General features: G+C 64.0%; 18 protein-coding genes. 13 read left to right on the top strand and 5 right to left on the bottom strand.

Annotated features, from left to right (window positions below; all coding sequences use genetic code 11):
* Window positions 1-7: 7 nt before the first annotated feature.
* Together QAZ22_RS23910 and QAZ22_RS23905 are read left to right on the top strand one after the other, a co-directional pair.
* The gene (locus tag QAZ22_RS23910) at window positions 8-994 is read left to right on the top strand and encodes a substrate-binding domain-containing protein (RefSeq protein ID WP_278203201.1); all 987 of its coding nucleotides are present in this window, start codon (window positions 8-10) and stop codon (window positions 992-994) included.
* Between the two features lie 156 nt (window positions 995-1,150).
* Window positions 1,151-1,384 carry a hypothetical protein gene (locus QAZ22_RS23905; protein WP_278203200.1) on the top strand — a complete coding sequence of 78 codons (234 nt, stop codon included), beginning with the start codon at window positions 1,151-1,153 and terminating at the stop codon, window positions 1,382-1,384.
* A 190-nt stretch (window positions 1,385-1,574) separates the two neighbouring features.
* Here QAZ22_RS23905 and QAZ22_RS23900 read toward each other — a convergent pair whose 3' ends face one another.
* A complete protein-coding gene (locus tag QAZ22_RS23900) occupies window positions 1,575-2,597 on the bottom strand; it encodes an aminopeptidase (protein WP_278207925.1) in 1,023 nt (340 codons plus the stop codon).
* A gap of 328 nt (window positions 2,598-2,925) precedes the next feature.
* On the opposite strand from QAZ22_RS23900, the gene QAZ22_RS23895 reads away from it, so the two are divergent.
* The gene (locus QAZ22_RS23895) at window positions 2,926-3,162 is read left to right on the top strand and encodes a hypothetical protein (protein ID WP_278203199.1); all 237 of its coding nucleotides are present in this window, start codon (window positions 2,926-2,928) and stop codon (window positions 3,160-3,162) included.
* A gap of 4 nt (window positions 3,163-3,166) precedes the next feature.
* Complete coding sequence (locus QAZ22_RS23890) at window positions 3,167-5,032, top strand: hypothetical protein (RefSeq protein WP_278203198.1); 1,866 nt, start codon at window positions 3,167-3,169, stop codon at window positions 5,030-5,032.
* A gap of 123 nt (window positions 5,033-5,155) precedes the next feature.
* On the opposite strand, the gene cyoD is transcribed toward QAZ22_RS23890, so the two are convergent.
* From cyoD to cyoA, 4 genes are read right to left on the bottom strand one after another with little or no spacing between them, the layout of a single operon-like run.
* Complete coding sequence (gene cyoD / locus QAZ22_RS23885; RefSeq protein WP_278203197.1) at window positions 5,156-5,566, bottom strand: cytochrome o ubiquinol oxidase subunit IV; 411 nt, start codon at window positions 5,564-5,566, stop codon at window positions 5,156-5,158.
* The gene (locus QAZ22_RS23880; RefSeq protein WP_278203196.1) at window positions 5,563-6,237 is read right to left on the bottom strand and encodes a cytochrome c oxidase subunit 3; all 675 of its coding nucleotides are present in this window, start codon (window positions 6,235-6,237) and stop codon (window positions 5,563-5,565) included. Before QAZ22_RS23880 ends, cyoD begins: the two co-directional genes overlap by 4 nt.
* Window positions 6,234-8,237 (bottom strand): cytochrome o ubiquinol oxidase subunit I, encoded by a 2,004-nt coding sequence (gene cyoB / locus QAZ22_RS23875; protein ID WP_278203195.1) that lies wholly within the window; start codon window positions 8,235-8,237, stop codon window positions 6,234-6,236. The genes QAZ22_RS23880 and cyoB overlap by 4 nt, the downstream gene beginning before the upstream one ends.
* A 2-nt stretch (window positions 8,238-8,239) precedes the next feature.
* On the bottom strand, window positions 8,240-9,139 hold the full coding sequence (cyoA, locus tag QAZ22_RS23870) for a ubiquinol oxidase subunit II (protein ID WP_278203194.1): 900 nt from the start codon (window positions 9,137-9,139) through the stop codon (window positions 8,240-8,242).
* Between the two features lie 579 nt (window positions 9,140-9,718).
* On the opposite strand from cyoA, the gene QAZ22_RS23865 reads away from it, so the two are divergent.
* From QAZ22_RS23865 to QAZ22_RS23825, 9 genes are all read left to right on the top strand, one after another.
* Window positions 9,719-10,318, top strand: a complete 600-nt coding sequence (locus QAZ22_RS23865) for a LysE family transporter (protein WP_278207924.1) — start codon at window positions 9,719-9,721, stop codon at window positions 10,316-10,318.
* A gap of 123 nt (window positions 10,319-10,441) precedes the next feature.
* Window positions 10,442-10,867 carry a nuclear transport factor 2 family protein gene (locus QAZ22_RS23860; protein WP_278203193.1) on the top strand — a complete coding sequence of 142 codons (426 nt, stop codon included), beginning with the start codon at window positions 10,442-10,444 and terminating at the stop codon, window positions 10,865-10,867.
* An 81-nt stretch (window positions 10,868-10,948) separates the two neighbouring features.
* The gene (locus tag QAZ22_RS23855) at window positions 10,949-13,033 is read left to right on the top strand and encodes an ABC transporter ATP-binding protein/permease (protein WP_278203192.1); all 2,085 of its coding nucleotides are present in this window, start codon (window positions 10,949-10,951) and stop codon (window positions 13,031-13,033) included.
* A 99-nt stretch (window positions 13,034-13,132) separates the two neighbouring features.
* Window positions 13,133-13,897, top strand: a complete 765-nt coding sequence (locus QAZ22_RS23850; RefSeq protein ID WP_278203191.1) for a Stf0 family sulfotransferase — start codon at window positions 13,133-13,135, stop codon at window positions 13,895-13,897.
* A gap of 273 nt (window positions 13,898-14,170) precedes the next feature.
* Window positions 14,171-15,682, top strand: a complete 1,512-nt coding sequence (locus tag QAZ22_RS23845; RefSeq protein WP_347566920.1) for a polysaccharide biosynthesis/export family protein — start codon at window positions 14,171-14,173, stop codon at window positions 15,680-15,682.
* 41 nt (window positions 15,683-15,723) lie between these two features.
* Complete coding sequence (locus QAZ22_RS23840; RefSeq protein WP_278203188.1) at window positions 15,724-16,536, top strand: hypothetical protein; 813 nt, start codon at window positions 15,724-15,726, stop codon at window positions 16,534-16,536.
* A 306-nt stretch (window positions 16,537-16,842) separates the two neighbouring features.
* Window positions 16,843-17,187 (top strand): hypothetical protein, encoded by a 345-nt coding sequence (locus QAZ22_RS23835; protein ID WP_278203186.1) that lies wholly within the window; start codon window positions 16,843-16,845, stop codon window positions 17,185-17,187.
* A 617-nt stretch (window positions 17,188-17,804) separates the two neighbouring features.
* Window positions 17,805-18,233, top strand: coding sequence for a DOPA 4,5-dioxygenase family protein (locus QAZ22_RS23830; protein WP_278203185.1), 429 nt, complete (start codon window positions 17,805-17,807; stop codon window positions 18,231-18,233).
* A gap of 111 nt (window positions 18,234-18,344) precedes the next feature.
* The gene (locus QAZ22_RS23825) at window positions 18,345-19,226 is read left to right on the top strand and encodes a metal-dependent phosphohydrolase (protein WP_278203183.1); all 882 of its coding nucleotides are present in this window, start codon (window positions 18,345-18,347) and stop codon (window positions 19,224-19,226) included.
* The last annotated feature ends 583 nt before the right edge of the window (window positions 19,227-19,809 follow it).

Here is a 19,809-nt window from a genome sequence, read left to right as displayed (position 1 = left end):
ACTGAGTATGAGAACCACACTGAGAGGATCGCGCGTCCTTCGGGTCGCGCTTCTGGCAAGCGCCGGCCTGTGCGTTGCAGGCGCCGCGCAGGCGGCGGACCCGATGGTCAAGGCCTGCGCCAAGGACGGCCAGTTCGTCATCGGCTTTTCGCAGGCCAACAATGCCGAGCCCTATCGCCAGCACGTCAATGACGAGCTGACGGCGGCGGCCAAGGAAGTGCCCGGCTTCACGCTGCAGATCGCCGACGGCGCCGGAAACGTCAACACGCAGACCTCGCAGGTCGACAACTTCATCACCCAGAAGGTCGATCTTCTGCTGATCTCGCCCTTCGAGGCCGCCCCGCTGACGCCTGCCGTGAAGCGCGCCATGGATGCCGGCATCCCGGTCATCGAGCTCGACCGCAAGACGGTGGGCGACCCCGGCAAGGACTACACGGCCTTCATCGGCGGCGACAATTTCAAGATCGCCGAGGAAGCCGGCAAGTACACGGCATCGAAGCTTTTGCCCGATGGCGGCGAGGCGGCGGTGCTGGAGGGCCTGCCGAGCTCGACGCCGGCGGTGGAGCGCTTGAACGGCTTCAAGGAAGGCGTGAAGGCCAATGCCAAGATCCAGATCGTCGCCGAGCAGGCCGCCGACTGGGTTCCGGATAAAGCCCAGACCGCCTTTTCCGCCATGCTCCAGGCGCATCCCGACATCAAGGTGCTTTATGCCTCGAACGACATGATGGCCGCGGGCGCGTTGCTCGCCGCCAAGGGCGCCGGCAAGGACGTCAAGATCATCGGCACCGACGGCCTGCCAGGCCCGGCCGGCGGCATCGAGGCCGTCGCCAAGGGTGATTGGGCGGCGACATTCACCTATCCGACGGGCGCCAAGGAAGCGATCGACATGGCAAAGAAGATCCTGCTCGACTGCGCGACCTCCGTTGAGCCGACCGTGACGGTGGACACCACTGCGATCACGCCGGAGAACGCCAAGCAGCTGGCCGGCAAATAGCGGCAGGGTGCGAAGACTCCAAGGTGATATGGCAAGGCCCCTCGGAGGGGCCTTGTTTTTTGGGGGCCAGGCGCTGTGCGCTGACGGGCTCATCGGTATCGGCGGAGCCGCGAATCTGTGTTAAGCCGCCGCTCCACCAACCAAAGGACGACATCTGTGAGCGAACCGACCGTGGCCCAAGCGACCGAAAGCATCTACGCCTCGCTCCGTGCCGACAATGCCGACATCGACGCGCATATCGCGACGCTCAAAGCGGCGCTGGCACGAGATGGGCTAAAAGAGGCGGTGTTCGATCCGGCTAAATTGGCACACAACAACCGCGCCGGCCGCAAGTTGATGCAGGCTTATTTTCGGCAGCGCGGCGTGACCGTGACGTTTTCGAGCCAGTAGGGCAAAGCGACCGACCGGGCGCCGGACAAGGCCCGGAAGCTATTGCGGCCCTGGCGCTCCCTCACTTGGCTGCCCAGGGGGCAATCGCATATGGCGCTCCCCCACTCCGTCTCGCTGCCATATGAAATTTCCTTGCATGACGCTCGAGCCAGCATCGCGCAGGGGCGGGGATGCCCTCCGGCTGTCAACGTCAATCGCACGTCGCCGCCGCCTTCAGCGCCTGCGCCCGCTTAGCTGCAGGTAAGGCCCCCATCCGCCGAACGGAAGCATAGAATCTTGGATAGTCGCCGGAGCACAAGTCGAACAGGCGAAGAAACGCCGGAACTTGTTCGCCGTAGACGGCGGTCGCGGCGAGCTTTGCGTTGTTGATTGGGCTATTGAACCAGGCATCGTAGCCCCGGTATCCGGCCCATCGCGTGTCGCGCATGTGGCGGTAGCGCATCCGCAGCCTGTCGATCGTGGCTGTTTTGGCGGCCGCCATCTGCTCCGGGGCACGGGGACTTCCGTAGACCTGCCTCAACTCGTCCCGGGTTTTCGATATCAGTCCGAGGAAATCGGCGTTGCGCTTGCGATTGGCTTCGTAGCGGCGCAATCCGGCGCGGTTTCCCGTGGCGCGGAGCCATTTCCGGACACCGCTGGTTTCGACGGCAACCGCGAAAGCCTCGTTGAACGCAGAGTCGTTGTTCACATAGATTTTCTGATGCGCCAGTTCGTGAAAGACAAGGCTGGCGATATAGGTGTCGTCCTGACGCAGCATGGTGTTGAGCAGCGGGTCGCTGAACCACCCCAGCGTGGAATAGGCGGTGACGCCCGACACGTAAACGTCCAGCCCCTGCCGCTGCAGCTCGGCAGCGCTTTCAGCCGCGGATTTTTGCGAAAAGTAGCCCCGATATGGAACGCAGCCGAAGACCGGAAAGCACCATGTTATCGGCGTGAGCGAAAATTGCGGCGCGGCAAAAACGGCAAAGGTCACATTGTCCCGGCCGACGTCGACATAGCTGCGGTAGCTGCTGTTGTCGGGCAGCGCCAACTCGTCCGTGGCAAAGCGGCGTATGGCGCTCGCCGACGTCAGCTTGGCGCGCAATGCCTCCGGCGTCGAAGGATCGCGGATCAGCCTCCCGACATTCCTGCGCGCTGCCATGATCTCGACATGGCCCTCAATCGACTGCGCGTAATAGGAAACGCTGGTGCACCCGGCGACGCCGGACGCCATGACCACAGCGGCGAGCAATCGAAAAACGCGCCTCACAGCTTGCCCACCGCCTGCTCATCTCCCCATGGAGCAAATGTCCCCACCTGCCCCCGGAGTCTCAAACAGGCGCGCCGATTTTCGTCAAGGGCTGCGGAGCGGACCTTCGACTTGGCGGAACCGACGAGGCGGCCATTCGCCTATGAATCCATGAATGTCGACCACTACGCGCTCACGCTGAAAATGCGTCTCGGATAGCTCCCTGAATATTTTGGTGAATTTCATCGAAATATGTTTGACGAATATCGCGCACTCATCTATCTGCTAATGAAAGGAATTTCGCGGAAGGGTCATGACATCAAAGAATGAGAGGCGGGAGAATTTCGTCAGGCTTGCCGAAGGACGGACCCAGCTTGCGCTGGACGCTATCAGAAAAATCGGCAATCTTTCAAATAGCCGCGCCTACGAATACACAGACGCAGATGTGAAAGCTATTGTGAAAGCCTTGCGTGAAGCGACGACAGAAATAGAGCGTAAGTTCAGCTCTACGACGAGTGAGACTTTTAACAAGTTCAAGCTGAAGGGGTAGCGCTTTGAAGGCCGAGCCGCTCAATATCAATGACAAGCGCTTCCTTATCAATCGGCTAATAGAGCAGGCGCCAGTTAGCACCCTTATTCGCGAGTTCTTCAAGAACGCCGACGAAAGCGCAGCGCTGGCGCCGGTAGGCAGCCGTCGCATCGAGATTTATCCGGTCGAGTTCGATGGCGTTCGTAAGCTTGCCTTCTGGAACACCGGCCCAGGGATGGACGGAGCGGAACTGAAAAAAGCGACGGACCTGTCTTCCTCCATCGGCAAAGATATGGCTCTCGACGCGAATTTCGGGATTGGTGCAAAGGTTTCTGGATTGACGATGTCCAAGTCGGGCATCCGGTATCGCTCATGCAAAAACGGTGCGGTCTCTGAGGTCACAATTGGCTACGACGAAGGCGAAGGTACCTATGTGCGTTTTCCTGTGTTGTTGCCGGATGGAACCTACCAAACCGTATATGACGTGACTGCTGCCGCAATCGCGGAAGGAAGGGGAACAGAGCAGGACTGGACGGAGGTTATCCTGTTCGGGGAAAGTGATGACCACGATACGGTTGCCGAACCGATGGGCAAGGGAAAATCTGTTGATCGAAGCTATGTGCCGAGCGCAATTTTTCGGCGCTTTGCAAGCTTTTCCGAGGGCGTCGAAGTTCGGATCGACGTGGCGATGACTAAAGGAGGTGGCAAAGACGAGACCGGCAAATACCGTCAGCTGAGACCGCTCGCCGATGTTCTGGACAAATTGCCGAACGCGGAGCGTGTAACCGAGCCAGATTCCGGGCTGACCATTCACTATATCCACGACCCAAAGCATCCACTTTCGAGCCATTCCTTGAGTGCTCGAGCTAATCCGGCAACGTCTTCGACTACCTTTTGTGCTGTCGTTCACAAGGGCGAGCGCTACGACATAAAGACTAGCAAAGCGTGGTCTGCAGCCGCGCCAAAATTTGGCATTCCTTTTGGCTCCAAGGTGCTCACTGTCGAGATTGAAATTCCTGACGCTATGGCACTTCCTAACCAATACCGCGATGGCCTGCTGTGGCCCAAGGATCGCGCGCCTCTAAGTGCGGACGATTTCGTGGACTACGTTCGCGAATTGATGCCGCAATGGGTTAAAGACGTCATTCGATCTGAATCACCGGAGTCCGACGATAATCTCGACGACCTACAGACTGATCTTCAACGATTGCTAGACGAGTTCCGCGTGCCGACATTGGCTTTCAAACCTTCAAGAGCCTTTGGCGCGATCGCCATGGAGAGTCATTCGGAAGGCAGAGATACGACCGAGCGCGCTGACATCGATCTGGATGTCGAAATCGAAACCGAAATCGAACTCGATCGCGGCGACCGTCAATCAAATAACAGTGGTGCCCGAGCGTCGTCGGTGAAGGTTCGAAAAGCACCGGCGGGTTCCAAGCCTTCGAAAGCAATGCAAACGCTGGAACGCGTGCCGACAATAACGATTCTGATCGACCCCGATGAGATTTCTGACAAAGGCATGAAGGGTCGCGCGGGCCTATATTTCAGCGAGTCGCAAACGCTGTTTGTGAATGGATTATACCCTATTATAGAGCGGATGGCGGCTGAGCTTGAACTGGAGTTGACGGGTACAGGTGAGCCTGAGATCGTACGAACAGAAGCTCTTCGGGCAGCGCGTCGCTCTGCTGCTTTTCGCGTCGGAAAGGTAACTTGCTACGCCATTAGCAAGCGTTTGTCTGACGATTGGTCTGCCGATGACCTTGAGCGGGCCACGTCTCCCGAGTCACTTTCCATGGCAGCAGACGACTATAAACAAGGGTTGCCCGTTGCCAAAAAATGGGCGCGCGAAATGATCAAAGTGTCAAAGGTCGAACAGGTTGATGCTGCGTAGACCCGTCGCTTTTACTGGGGGCTCGTCGGCCGGAGCCGATCGGGCTCGCCCTTCGCTGGCCCTATAACGGTCGACCGCCAGCGCGGTCCACGGCGACCATGCCGGAAAACGCCAAGCAGTTGTCTAAGGCATCATCGCCGCCTCGTGGGCGCTCATCGGCGCCATGTTCACGCTGAGATGGGCCATGATCCAGACCGAGCCGATCACGACGAGCGCCACGATCAGCACGCCGAAGGCGAGTGCCAGCACGTTGTTGGTGTTGTCGGGCCCGGTGGTGATGTGCAGGAAGAAGACGAGGTGCACGCCCATCTGCGCGATGGCCAGCACCACCAGGGCCGAGATCACCGCCGGCTGGTAGATCAGGTCGGTTTGCGCGGCGAGGAATGAGGCGATGGTCAACAGGATCGCCAGGCCGAAGCCGAGCAGGTAGCCCGACAGTCCTCCCGCCAGCTCGTGCTCGGTGATGCGCTCTTCGCCCGGCGCTGAATCACGGCGGTCGAGTTCTTCCTCGATCCGGCTGTCGATTTCACTCATGGCGATGCTCCCAGGAGATAGACCAGCGTGAAGATGGCGATCCAGATGATGTCGAGCGCGTGCCAGAACAGGCCGAAGCAGTGGAGCCGCCGCAAGAGCTCCGGCCGGAAGCCCTTCACCCAGAGCTGCGCCATCATGGTGCCGAGCCAGAGCAGGCCGAGCCCGACATGGGTGCCGTGGCAGCCGACGAGCGCAAAGAAGGCGGAGAGGAAAGCGCTGCGCGAAGGGCCTGCCTGCTCGTTCGCCATCGCCGCGAATTCCTGCACCTCGAGGAACAGGAAGGCGGCGCCGAGCAGGCCGGTGACGAGCAGCCAGAACTGGGTGGCGGCCATCGACCGTCGGTGCGTCGCGAGCGTCGCAAGGCCGCCGGTGAAGCTCGAGGTGAGCAGAAGCCCCGTCTGCGCCGCGACGCGGGTGAGCTCGAACAGCTCCTTGCCTGTCGGCCCGCCGGCGGTTGCCTTGGACAGGACCGCGAAGGCGGCGAAGAAGGCTGAGAACATGATGATGTCGGACAACAGGAAGATCCAGAAGCCGTAGGCGACCGTGACGAATTTCGAGGCCGGGCCGCCCTGGCCGTGGCCGGTCGCCGCGAACAGGCCATGACCATGCCCACCGGACTGTCCGGGTCGGTATGGTTCGCGGATTGCGCTGCCGGCCGTGATGTCGCTCATGCCACACGCTCCCGTCTGCGTATCCAGGCAAGCTGCGCCGCCTTGCCGTCGCGGTCGATGCGCTCGACCTGGTCGGCGGGAATCTCGTAGTCGCCATGCTCGCGCCAGGCGAAGACGACGAAGGTGATGTAGGCGCCGATGAAGCCGACGATCGCCAGCCACCAGATGTGCCAGATCAGCGCGAAACCGATCAGCGTGCTGAAGAAGGCGGCGACGAAGCCCGTCGGGCTGTTGCGCGGCATCTCGACCGGCTCATAGCTTTCGTCCTCGGCCGGGCTTTGCCCCTCGATTGCCCGCTGCTTGACGGTCCAGTATGGCTCCTCGTTCTCGACATAAGGCAGTCGCGCATAGTTGAAGAAAGGCGGCGGGGAGGACGTCGACCATTCCAGCGTGCGGCCGTCCCAGGGGTCGCCGGTCTCGTCGCGCAGCTCGTCGCGATGCCTGATCGAGACGACGAGCTGCGCGACCTGGCACGCCGCGCCGACGATCATCACCGCGATGCCGAAGGCCGCCACCACCAGCCACGGCGTCCACAGGTCCAAGTCGATATGCTGGAGGCGGCGCGTCATGCCGAGCAGGCCGACGATGTAGAGCGGCACGAAGACCAGCATGTAGCCGGCAAGCGTGAACCAGAACGCCGCCTTGCCCCAGCCCTCATGCAGCCGGAAGCCGAAGGCTTTCGGGAACCAGTAGGTGAGACCGGCAAAGGCTGCGAACAGCACGCCCGAAATGATGACGTTGTGGAAGTGCGCCACGAGGAAAAGCGAATTATGCAACATGAAGTCGGCCGGCGGAACGGCAAGCAGCACACCGGTCATGCCGCCGATGACGAAGGTGGTGACGAAGGCCAGCGCCCACAGCATCGGCGTGTCGAAGCGCACGCGCCCGCCATACATGGTGAAGAGCCAGTTGTAGATCTTGACCCCGGTGCCGACGGCGATGACGGAGGTGGCGATGCCGAAGGCCGCGTTGACGTCGGCACCGGCGCCCATGGTGAAGAAGTGGTGCAGCCAGACCATGAACGAGACGATGCAGATGAACAGCGTCGCCGCCACCATCGAGCGGTAGCCGAACAGCGGCTTCGACGAGAAGGTCGAGAAGATCTCGGAATAGATGCCGAAGGCGGGCAGCACGAGGATGTAGACTTCCGGGTGGCCCCAGGCCCAGATGAGGTTGACGAACATCATCTGGTTGCCGCCGGCTTCGTTGGTGAAGAAATGGAAGCCGAGATAGCGGTCGAGCGTGAGCATGGCGAGCGTCGCGGTGAGGATCGGGAAGGCCGCGACGATCAGCAGGTTGGAGGCGAGCGAGGTCCAGCAGAACATCGGCATGTGCAGATACCCCATGCCGGGCGCGCGCATCTTGAGGATGGTCGTCGCCAGGTTGACGCCGGTGAGCAGTGTGCCGACGCCGGAGATCTGGATCGACCAGAGATAGTAGTCGACGCCGACGCCCGGCGAATAGGTGCTCTCCGACAGCGGCGCATAGGGCAGCCAGCCGGTGCGCGCGAACTCGCCGACGACGAGCGAGATGTTGACCAGCAGCGCGCCGGTCGCCGTCAGCCAGAAGCTGACCGAATTCAGCGTCGGGAAGGCGACGTCGCGGATGCCGAGCTGCAGCGGCACGACGAAATTCATCAGCCCGATGACGAAGGGCATCGCGGCGAAGAAGATCATGATGGTACCGTGGGCCGAAAACACCTGGTCGTAGTGCTCCGGCGGCAGGTAGCCCGGCCCGTGGATGGCCATCACCTGCTGGGTGCGCATCATGAGGGCGTCGACGAAGCCGCGAAAAAGCATCAGCGCCGCCAGCACGATATACATGACGCCGATGCGCTTGTGGTCGACCGAGGTTATCCACTCGTGCCAGAGATAGGGCCAGTAGCCTTTGACCGTAATCCAGATCAACACCGCGGCCGCCGCCAGGAAGACGATGAGGGCGGCACCCAGCGGAATGGGCTGATCGAAGGGAATGGCCGACCAGTCGAGCTTGCCGAGCATCGTCATCCTCCCACTTTGGGCTGTTGGGCCGCGGGAGGCGTTCCCGCCTTCGGCTCGGCCCTCGGGCTCACCTGCGCCTCGCCGGCGGCGGTCTCGGCCGGTCCCGGGCCTGGTGGCAGCGCCTGGCGCACGACCGCCTCGAACAGGCCTGGCTGGACGTGGCCGAAAGAGGATGGCGGCACGTGGATGCTTTGCCGGGCAAGCTCGCGATAGGCGCTGGCGTTGAGCACGCCGCCGCCGGCGTGCAGCGACGAGGCCCAGCCGGCGAAGGCGTCGGGCGGGACGGCGCGCACGCGGAAGTTCATGTCCGAGAACCCGTCGCCGCTGAAATGCGCCGACAGGCCGAGATAGTCGCCCTCGCGGTCGGCCTGCAGATTGACCTCGGTCTGCATGCCGTTCATGACATAGACCATGCTGCCGAGCTGCGGCACGAAGAAGGTGTTCATCACGCTGGCAGAGGTCAGCTTGAAACGCACCGGCACGCCGGCCGGGATGACCAGCTGGTTCACCGTTCCGACGCCCTGGTCGGGGTAGAGGAACAGCCACTTCCAGTCGAGCGCCACCACCTGGATGTCGAGCGGCGGCTGGCTGGAAGCGATCGGCTTGCGCGGATCGAGATGGTAGGAGCCGTAGTAGATCAGCCCGCCAAGGAAGAGGATGGTGAGCGTCGGGATCGACCAGACGATCAGCTCGATGCGGCCCGAATAGGTGAAGCCCGGATCATAGCGGGCGTTGCGGTTGGAGGCGCGGAACATCCAGGCAAACAAAAGCAGCGCCACCAGCGTCGGAATGACGATGACCAGCATGACCGCCAGCGAGTTGAGCAGGATCGTGCGGTTGCCGGCGCCGATCGGGCCTTGCGGGTCGAGCACGCCGCCCGCGCAGCCGGAGAGCGTTGCCATCGCGGTTATCCAGAAGAGCGGGCGGCCTTGCCTTGGTTTACCGAGCGAAAACACTGGAACGGATCATGCGGCGGGAAAATGTCGGCGGGACGCGATGGCCGGCGGCACGGCTCGGCGTTTGAGGAACTCGCCTCGGTCAGGGGCGCGCTCTGCGGCATCTTTCATCTGAAGTCTCCCCGGATGCAGACTTTGAGACACTTCCGCCAGACACCACCCGGCTGCTGGACGGAGCACCTGACTTTGGCAGTTGCCTTTGTCCCGCAGAGGTGGCTTTGCCCGATGACTGGACGGGCTGGGGAAAAGATAGGGCGCGGCTCCGGCCCGACCAGACGCCGTGTCCGCCAGGCGCGCCGGCCGAATATCGCGACCGCTTCGGCCGTCAGAGCCGCTAGGCACCGCTCCGTATTTGGCAGGAATTGGAAGGAGCAGTGCTCCTCTGGCCGATCGGTTCCGCCGAGGTAGTGACAAGGCGCGCGGCGCGTGCATTGTGTTGCGCCGAAACCTGCACCGACCGGGGAGGAAACCTTGTCCGAGCTTGCAACCATCCTGTCCATCCTTGGCGTTTTCCTGCTGGGCGCTATGAGCCCCGGGCCGAGCTTCGTCGTCGTCTCGCGCATCGCGGTGGCCGGCGAGCGCACCGACGGCCTGGCGGCGGCGATCGGCATGGGCATTGGCGGCTTCATCTTCGCCACCATCGCGGTCGCGGGCCTGACCGCGCTGCTCGTCCAGGTCGCCTGGCTCGACATTTTCCTGCGCATTGCCGGCGGCGCCTATCTGTTATGGATCGGCATAAAGATCTGGCGCGGCGCCAACGAGCCGATCGAGATCGCCAACGATGTGTCGGCGCGCGTCGGCTCGTTCTGGCGGGCGCTTCGCCGCGCGCTTCTGGTGCAGCTCGCCAACCCGAAGACCGCGATCTTCTACGCCTCGATGTTCGCGGCCATGCTGCCGGCCTCGCCGCCGCTCTGGATGCTCTTCGTCTTGCCGCCGCTGCTCTTTTTGAACGAGTTCGTCTGGTACGCAGTCGTCGCCTTCGCCTTTTCCTCCAGCAAGCCGCGCTCGGCCTATCTCAGCACCAAGCACTGGATCGACCGCGCCGCCGGCGCAGTCGTCGGCGTGCTCGGCCTGAAGCTGATGTGGGAGGGCATGGCCGCCGCGCGCCGCGGCATCAGCGGATGAGGTGACGCCGGGCGGTGCACCGGCCGGTTGCCGGGCAGGATCGATGACCTAGGTGAAGGGACGGCGCGCTCGCGCTGCCAGCGCGTCAACCCATCCACCATAGGCAGGAAGGAGACCCTGAGCATGGGCGCACCCTCACCGGAACTCTGCAACCTCTGGCTTGCGCGAGCCTTCAACGCACAGGACGTGGAGGCGGCGGCGGCGATGTACCATCCTGACGCCTCGATCGTGCAGGTGGACCAGGTCCATGGCGGCACGACGACCGCACGCGGCGCCGCCGGCATCCGCAAGACGATGTCGGCCTATATCGGCATGAAGCCGCATATGGATGTCGTCACCCATCACACCACCGTGTCGGGCGACTTCGCCATGACCCGCTCGCAATGGCTGATCCGCGGCACCGATGGCGGCGGCAAGCCGATCGAAGTGCATCATCACGGCATGGAGGTGCATCGCAGGCTGCCCGACGGCACATGGGCATTCTTCATCGACCACCCGTTCGGCGCCGATCCCGAGTGGGCCATCGACGCGCCGCCCGCGACCGAATAGCGGCAGGTGGCCCGGCACGCCGCCCACTGGGTTCCACATCGACACAGGAAACCTTCTGAATATTGAGCCGTTGTCGGCCTGATGGCAGAGGGTAAATCCAAACTGAAGCCGGCCGACGGGACCAAAACAGACGGTGCGCAGCGGTCGCGTCGGCGGAAGCCGCGCCCAAAAATGCCGCGCCCTGACGGGCCCGAAAAAAAGCTGCGCTCAGAAAAGCAGGGCGAAGAGGAAGAGAAGGAATCCCCCGCCGAAGCCGCGCCGGAGGCCGTCGGTGAACCCGCGCCGCCGCCCGATGCCGTCGAACCGGACCCGCAGCTGACGCCGCAACAGGCCGAGCAGGCGCGCAAGAGATACCTGCTGAAGCGTTTCTGGATCAGCGGGCGCGGCTACTGGGGCCGGCGCGGCGACAAGCTCGCCTTGCCGTTCACGTTCGGGCTGCTGGTGCTGATCTGCGCCAATGTCGGCTTCCAGTATGGCATCAATGTCTGGAACCGCGCGTTTTTCGACGCCATCGAGCAGCGCGATGTCCACACCGTCTATACGCTCAGCGCCGTCTTCCTGCCTCTGGTCGCCGGCAGCATCAGCCTCGTCGTCGCGCAGGTCTATCTGCGCATGACGATCCAGCGCCGCTGGCGCTCCTGGCTGACCACGGCGGTCATAGCCCGCTGGCTCGCCAACGGCCGCTACTATCAGCTCAACCTTGTGGCCGGCGACCACACGAACCCCGAGGCCCGCATCTCGGAGGATCTGCGCATTGCCACCGAGTCGCCCGTCGATTTCATTGCCGGTGTCCTTTCCGCCTTCCTGGCGGCCTCGACCTTCATCGTCGTGCTGTGGACGATCGGCGGCGCGCTCACCTTGCCGCTCGACGGCGAGAGCCTCACCATTCCCGGCTTCCTCGTCATCACGGCCGTGATCTATGCGGCCATCACTTCGACCTCGATGGTGGTGATCGGCCGCCATTTCGTGCAGCTTTCCGAGGAGAAGAACCAGACGGAAGCCGAATTCCGCTACGTGCTGACGCGCGTGCGCGAAAACGGCGAGAGCATCGCCCTGCTCGGCGGCGAGGAGGAGGAGCGCAGCGGCATCGACAATACTTTCGGCCAGGTGCTGAGGCGATGGGCGCTGCTGACCGGACAGCACATGCGCACGGCGCTGGTCTCGCAAGGGTCGAGCCTGTTCGCGCCGGTGGTGCCGGTGCTGCTCTGCGCGCCGAAATTCCTCGAAGGCTCGATGTCGCTCGGCGAGGTGATGCAGGCGGCCTCCGCCTTCGCCATCGTGCAGGCCGCGTTCGGCTGGCTGGTCGACAATTATCCGCGTCTCGCCGACTGGAACGCGTCGGCCCGCCGCATCGCCTCGCTGATGATGTCGCTCGACGGGCTGGAGCGCGCCGAAGAGAGCGAGGCCTTCGGCCGCATCAGGCACGGCAAGACGGAAAACGGCGCGATGCTTTCGCTCGACGACCTCTCTGTGACGCTCAATGACGGCACCGGCGTGGTCAAGGAAACCGAGGTCGAGATCGAGCCGGGCGAGCGGGTGCTGGTGGCCGGCGAATCCGGCACCGGCAAGTCGACGCTGGTTCGGGCGATCGCGGGGCTGTGGCCATGGGGCGGCGGCAGCGTCAATTTCCACGCCGGCCGGCGGCTGTTCATGCTGCCGCAGCGCCCCTACATCCCCACCGGCTCGCTGCGCCGCGCGGTCGCCTATCCCGCCGCCGCCGACAACTGGACGATCAAGAAGATCAACGCCGCCCTCGACAAGGTGGGCCTCGACTACCTGAAGGACCGGCTCAAGGAAGAGGCGCCCTGGGACCAGACGCTCTCCGGCGGCGAAAAGCAGCGCCTCGCCTTCGCGCGCCTGCTTCTGCACTGCCCCGACATCGTCGTGCTGGACGAAGCGACCTCGGCGCTCGACGAGAAGAGCCAGGACAGGATGATGGAGACGGTGATCCGCGCATTGCCGAAGGTCACCATCATCAGCGTGGCGCACCGCGCCGAGCTGGAAGCCTTTCACAGCCGCAAGATCACGCTGGAGCGGCGCGAGGGCGGGGCGAAGCTGGTCAGCGATGTCGAGCTCATGCCGAAGAAGCGGAGGCGCAACGTGTTCCAGCGCGCCTTGTGGGGAAGCGGGAGGCGGAACGGAGCGCGGCGTGGCGACACAGGCTAGCCTGTCCGATCCCTCGGGCATCAAGGCAGTGGCCGGCGCCTGTTGCCTGTTGAGCCGGCGCGTTTTTGCCGCTTTACTGGAAGCCCTCGAAAGGGGGTCATGTTGAAGGGCGTCGCAGTCCTGACCGAGGGAAGAAGCGGTTCGAGCTGGCTGGGAAGCCTCACGAATGCGACGGGCACCATGGGCTGTTCGGGCGAATGGCTCAAGTCGGCCTATTTGGGCCTGGAGCCTCGCAGCTACGATGTTCTTGAAGACGTGGTCATCAAGGAATCCTCGACCGAAAACGGCCGCTTCGCCATAAAAGTGTTTCCGCGCCATCTGATCTGGTCGAAGGGCAAATGCGGCAAGGATTTCCTGTTCGAGGTCAGAAGGACTAACGATCTCGGCTTCATCCTGCTTGAACGCCGCGATCGTCTTCGCCAAGCCATTTCCTTCTACCGCGCCAGCGCTTCGCTCTTGTGGACGAGCCGGCACGAGGGGGCCGGAACTCCTGTGCCCTACAGCTTTGCCGGTATCAGCCGGGCCTTCTTCCAGATCGAGCAGAGCTACGCGTTCTGGCGGGCCTACCTGAGCCTTTCGCAACTGCCCTATCGGCGGTTCGTCTACGAGGATCTCCAGCCGGACCCGCGGCCTTACGTCGAAGCTGTCGCCGAGATGCTGGATGTTCCGGTTCCGGCAACGGTGGCGGTCTCCCAATACACCGTGCAGCGGGACGACCTCACCGAGGATTGGGTAGAGCGCTTTCGGCGGGAAGCCGCGGAGAAAGGCGCCATCGAGGCGATCGAGGATGCGCCGGTACCGCGCACGCTCGACAATCTGGCCCGTTTTGCAACCAAGCGGCCGCTCAGCAGACGGCGGTTTTGACGGCCGCCGGGGCAAGATCGCCCTGTTCGCCAGCCTCGTACTTCAAGACGATCCGCGAGCTGCGGCCACGACGGGCACGGTGCCGGCCGGCGCCCGGCGAGTCACGGCCGATCGATGGCGGCTAAGTTGAAAGGAGACAGTCCCTACGCCTTTTGCGGTGCTTGGCGTGGCCGTGAGCGCTTTTCTATCATCGGTGCTTTGGTGCGGCATCCAGCCGCCCACTTCGTGGAGAATGAATAGCGGCAAGGGTCGCGCAGCCGGCGAGGTTCAGTGATGAATCAGGTGCAAAGTACCCAGTCAACTTGCCTCCATCGTGACTTCACTTCCCTCAAACGACGGTTTTTGATTCTGCTTCCTGGAATGCGCGGCCGGGGCGCCATGCTATGCCTCGTATGCCTCGTTCTGCTGCCGGGATTTCCGGCGAGGGCGCAGTCGACGACCGACGACAAGCTAGGCCCGGGAGACAGGATCGAACTGCGCGTCTGGCGCTGGACTGCCCTGCGCGACGGCGCCGTGGAAGGATTGCAGCTCAACCGGAGTTTCAGCATCGACGCGACCGGCACGCTCGATCTTCCGAACATCGGCGGCATCGCAGCCGCGGGCTTGCGCGCCGACGAGCTGGCAAGGCTGATTGCCGATCGACTGCAAGCCAGGAGCGGCGGATCCGAGCGGCCGGATACGACTGTCCAACGCATAGGCGGCCAACCGGCCACGGAAACGACGGCTTCCGTCGAGCCCACCGGCGACAAGGCAGCGCCCGAACCGTCGGCGGTGGCCGACATCAACGGCAATGCGTCGGCCCCGGAGCGCGCCGACATCGAGAACGGACCGGGCGCGGCAACGGTGAGCGAGCCCCCGATATCCGGGGAACTGGCCCTGAAGGCGGCGCAGGCACCGAGGCAAGCCGCGCAAACCTTGCCCGGCGGGCATGAGGAGGAGACCTTGCGCCGCGAATTGGCGGCGGCACGAGCGGCGCTGGACGTCATGCAGCGCGGCGCGCGCGACGCAAGTGCGCAGGCACGCGCGGTGGCTGACACGGCGGCCAGGCAGGGACAGGCCCTGAAAGAGCAACGGCAAACGGCCGATGCGCAGGCGCGCGACCTGGAGGCGGCGCGGCACGTCATCGAAGGCTTCAAGACCAGGGCCATCATCTGGGACAACCAGAAGGCCGCGATGCTTAAGGCGCGGCATGCGGCGGACGCTTCCCGGGCTGCGGTCGACCAGGCGCTTGCCGAGGAGCGGCACAAGGTCGAGCTCCTGGAACAGGAACTCGCTGCGTCCCGCCAAACCATCGACGCTCTCGAGACGCGCGCGGATGAGGCCGCGGCCGGGCAGGCCGGCGCCATGAAGGACCGGCAGGTGGCCAAGGCAGCAGCGAAGCAGGCCGGCGACGCGCTGGCGCTGGAACGCCAGCGGGCGGACGCCGCCGCGCATGATCTCGACGCCATGCGCAGGGAACGCGACGCTTCGCAGCGGGCCGCGGCGGCGTTGAGCGCCGCGCTCGAGCAGGAGCGTGAAAGGTCGATCGGCCTGGCCCGCGGCCTGAGCGCGGCGCGAGGGGCGATCGACATCTTCAAGGAGCGTGCCCGCACGATGAGCATGAAGCGCGCGCCGAAAGCCCTGATCTCGCCGAGCCCACTTGCAACTGTGTCGGGGCGCTCCGCGCGCAAGCAGGTTCAGAAGCCGCCCCAGCTCGATCGGGCGGCCTCTGATGTGGTGGCGACCATAGCTCTTCCCGCCGCATTGCTTCCGACGCGGCCACCGAAGCTCGACCCTCGCTGGTGAAGCATGCGCGCCGAAATCCATGCCGCAGGAGGAGTAGACCCATGAAAAACTACCTCGCAGCCGCGCTGGCGATCGGGATCACGACCGGGCCTGCCGCGGCTCTTGACGTTGGCGGCAAGGTCGGCGGTCTCGGGGTGAGCGCTGGAGTGAGCGCCGGTTCCGGCGGCGTCTCGGTGGGAGTGGGCGCGAGCGTCGATGGCGTCGGCGGGGCAAATGTCGGGACATCGGTCGGCACCGACGGATCGCTCGGCGCCGGCGTCAGCACCAGCGGCAATCTGAGTGGCGTGTCGGCCGGCGTCGGTGTCGATACGGGCGGAGGCGTGTCGGCCGGCGTCGGTGTCGATACGGGCGGAGGCGTGTCGGCTGGCGCCGGTGTCGACACAGGCGGAGGCGTCTCGACGGGTGTCGCTGCCGGCGACGATCCTTCCGCCGGATCGGCCGCGACCTCTCCCCGCAGCACCGCCGCGGTCACGCCGGTCACTGCCTTGGCCAAGACCACGCAGCAACCCGTCGCTCTGCCGCCCGTGCTGAGGCCCACGAAAATCGCCAGCGGCGACCTGCGGCGGATCGCCAAGGGCTATCCCTTTGTGTTCCTGTCGCCGCTGAAAACGATACCCGGCACGCCGGCCGCCGTGGTGCGCGCTTGCCGCGCGGCGATCACGGCTTCCGCCAAGCCCCTTGGCGCCGTGCATGTATACGTGGCCAGCGCCGGCCTCGTGCGCCAGCGTCGGGGCGGACTGACGGCGCCGATCGAGGTGCGCATAGACTACGACAGACAAGGCGGCATCGAAGTCCGCCAGGCCAAAGTCGGCTGCCGCCTCGATGCGGCGGGCAAGGTCACCACGGTGATATAGCGCCAGGCCGGCCGCCGGCTCGCGCCGCCATTCCGTCAGCTCGACTATGTCTCGATTGGCCGGCGTCCCGTCTCCGCTTGTGATGCCGTGTCCACCGCACGGCTCTCGATTTTGGCACGTCGGAATGCTGCCGATGTCATCGAGCGGGATGAAGCGACCCTGCGCTCGATGACAACAGATTTATGACAGCGACCTCACTTTATCGCTCAAAAAAAGGTGTCGGAACGTCGGCGTGGTCGATGGGTTCTACCCCCGTCGAACACAGTCCGATAAAGCCGTAACAAAAAACGGAATGGAGTATCTGCCATGCTTACCAAAATCCTTGCAGCCTCAGTTCTCGCCATCGGCCTTGCGACGCCGGTGCTGGCCCAGAATGCGAGCGCCGCCAACGCAGACGCCGGGGCAACTTCGGTGATCCACCACCCAAGGCACCATGCAAGAAAGACAGCGCACAACGCAGGAAAGGCAGTCGTTGATCCAGGCACCACCTCCAGTATCAGCGGCGGTGGGATGAGCTCGGATTATATGAATTCGAATGCCGATCAAAATTGCCCGGCAGGCCCGCAGGGCGCAAGCGCGGACATACCCAACGCAAGCGGCAGGCCGCCGAAGGCGCCGACGACGGTGAATGGCCGCCATTGCGGCCAATAACGGCACTGCGGCAAGCGGGGGCGGCGGGTCCGGCTGCGCCGCCGCGGCCCTCGGGACCTCGCGGCCTCGTCCGAACCTACTTGCGCAAGCGGGAGGAGCGAGGCGCATTTCCTCGCCCCCACAACGTGGGCTACGCTATGCACACATCTTCTGTGATTGACTGATCGACCTGAGGCTTGATTGCCAGGTGGTTCCCCCAATCCGTCGCTGCTTCGCAGCGCCACCTTTCCCCCCTTCGGAGGGAAAGGAAGGGAGCGCTGCTGGACAAGCATTGACGGCAAAAGGCTTGGCGCCTTCCTCTACCCCGTCGATCGGGGGAGAGGTGGCTCGGCGAAGCCGAGACGGAGTGGGGGTCGACCAGCGCTACTTAGACAATCCATGCGCCAAGCTGCCATGCACGCTATCGCCAAAGACCAGCCGCTTGGAACGTGTGCATCCCCTAGACGAAGTGGGGAGAGGTGGCTCGGCGCGCAGCGCCGAGACGGAGCGGGGGCAGCGCCGCCATTTGCGATTATCCACCCCTTCGGCACGACGCACATCGAGAAGTCGCCCCTGCCAAGGCATCCGTGCTTCGGCTAGAATTCCGCCGGGCGCTACACAATCGAAGGGGGAACATCGTGAACGAAGTCAGTCCCGGCCATACCAGTCCAAGGCCGATCGCCGAGATCGCCAGCTATCACGCCCATATCTACTATGGCGGAGAGGCCGAGCGGCGACATGCCGAATGGCTGCGCCTGCGCATCGGCGAGCGTTTCCGCGTGCGCCTCGGCAACTGGCGTGACGAGCCGGTCGGTCCGCACCGGCAGGCCATGTACCAGGTCTCCTTCGCCAACGAGATTTTCGCGACGCTCGTCCCGTGGCTGATGCTGAACCACGGGGGCTTAAGCATCCTCATCCACCCCAACACCACCAACCCCAAGCGCGACCATCTCGTCGACCCGATCTGGATCGGCCGCCCACTGGCGGTGAAGGGCGAGGTGCTCGGCGACGAGGATGAGGCGGAAGAGGCGCTGGAGGTGAATACCGAGCCGACGCTGGGGGCCTGAATTAGGGGCGGTCTTGGGGCCTTGGTCCCGGAATAAATCTGCGACGGAACCGTGCTAGGATACCCGCGCGGCGCGACTTGTCATGCTTCCAGGCGGTCAGGAACGATTGTCATGCTCAATCCGATTTCCATCATGGCCAACCGGCTCGGCGACTATCTGTCGGAACTCTACCTTCAGTATTTCTCGCATCGCAATCCGGAATATGCGAGCTACCTGGGCGGGGCGGCCCGCCTTGTGCTTGAGCGCATCGGCAGTTCGAACGCGCTCTATCACGACATCGAGCATACGCTGATGGTGACGCTCGCCGGCCAGCAGATCATCCGCGGCCGGCTGCTTTCGCAAGCCCTGACCCCCGAGGACTGGCTGCATTACACCTGCGCGCTGCTTGTCCACGACATCGGCATGGTGCATGGCGTGTGCGAGGGCGACACCGACGACAGTTTCGTCATCAACGAGGCCGGCGACCGCTGCACGCCGCCGCGCGGCGCCTCCGACGCGGTGCTTGGGCCCTATCATGTCGACCGCGCCAAGATGTATGTGCGCCAGCGTTTCAAGTCCTCGAAGTTCATCGACGAGGAGCGCATTGTCGCGGCGATCGAGATGACGCGCTTTCCGGTGCCGAAGGATCCGGCCTACCATGTCACCAACACCGAGCCGGCGCTGGTCAGGGCCGCGGACCTGATCGGCCAGCTCGCCGATCCCTTCTACCACCGCAAGCTGACGGCGCTGTTTGCCGAGTTCTCCGAGACCGGCATGGTGGAAAAGCTCGGCTGCCGGACCGCCGCCGATCTCGGCGCCATCTTCACCGATTTCTTCACGCTCGAGGTCGAGCCCTATATCGGCGACGCGCTGCGCTATCTGGAGCTGACGACCGAAGGCAAGCAGTGGATCGCCAACCTCCACAGCAACCTGTTCCAGTCCGGGCATCGCCCGGCCAGGATCGGTCCGTTCCCCGGCGCGTCGCCGCCGGCGAGCCTTTCGGTGGCGACTTAGAGCGGTTCGGCGTTTGATCGAATGGCGACGAGCCCGCCGGCTCGCGTTAGCAGGCCGTGTACCAGATCTCCTTCGCCAACGAGGTTTTCGCGACGCTCGCCCCGTGGCTGATACTGAAACCTCGGCGGCCCGAGCATCCACCCCAACACCACCAACCCCAAGTGCGACCATCTGGTCGACCCGATCTGGATAGGCCGGGCGCTTGAGGTGAACGGCGAGGAGCTTGGCGAGGAGGACGAGGCGGAAGAGGCGCTGGAGGTGAATACGGAGCCGACGCTGGGGGTGTAGGGGGCCTTCGGAAGAGTTCGCCTTTGGCTATTGGCAGGTCGGCTCGAGGCAGAGGCGCCCAAGCGTTGAGGGGCGAAGCGAAGCTCGTTGGAGACGTTTAGCTGATCCGCAAAGGGAGGTGGAGCTTGCTTCGGCGCGCGACGCAAGGGCGCAGTGAATGGCGTTGGCATAGTCGCGGAGATCGAGGGGCGCCGGGCAGCGGTTTGCGGGTGAAAGCATGCGCTTTGGGGAGGGCAAGGGCGGTCGCGGAGTCGAGCTTGGTCTGAATGCGATGAACTAACGGCGTTTAGGGCAA

The sequence above is a fragment of the Mesorhizobium sp. WSM4906 genome, assembly GCF_029674625.1.
Taxonomy (GTDB): Bacteria; Pseudomonadota; Alphaproteobacteria; order Rhizobiales; family Rhizobiaceae; genus Mesorhizobium.
The sequence above is the reverse complement of the archived record's forward strand: the minus strand, read 5'-3'. Positions and strand labels throughout refer to the sequence as shown.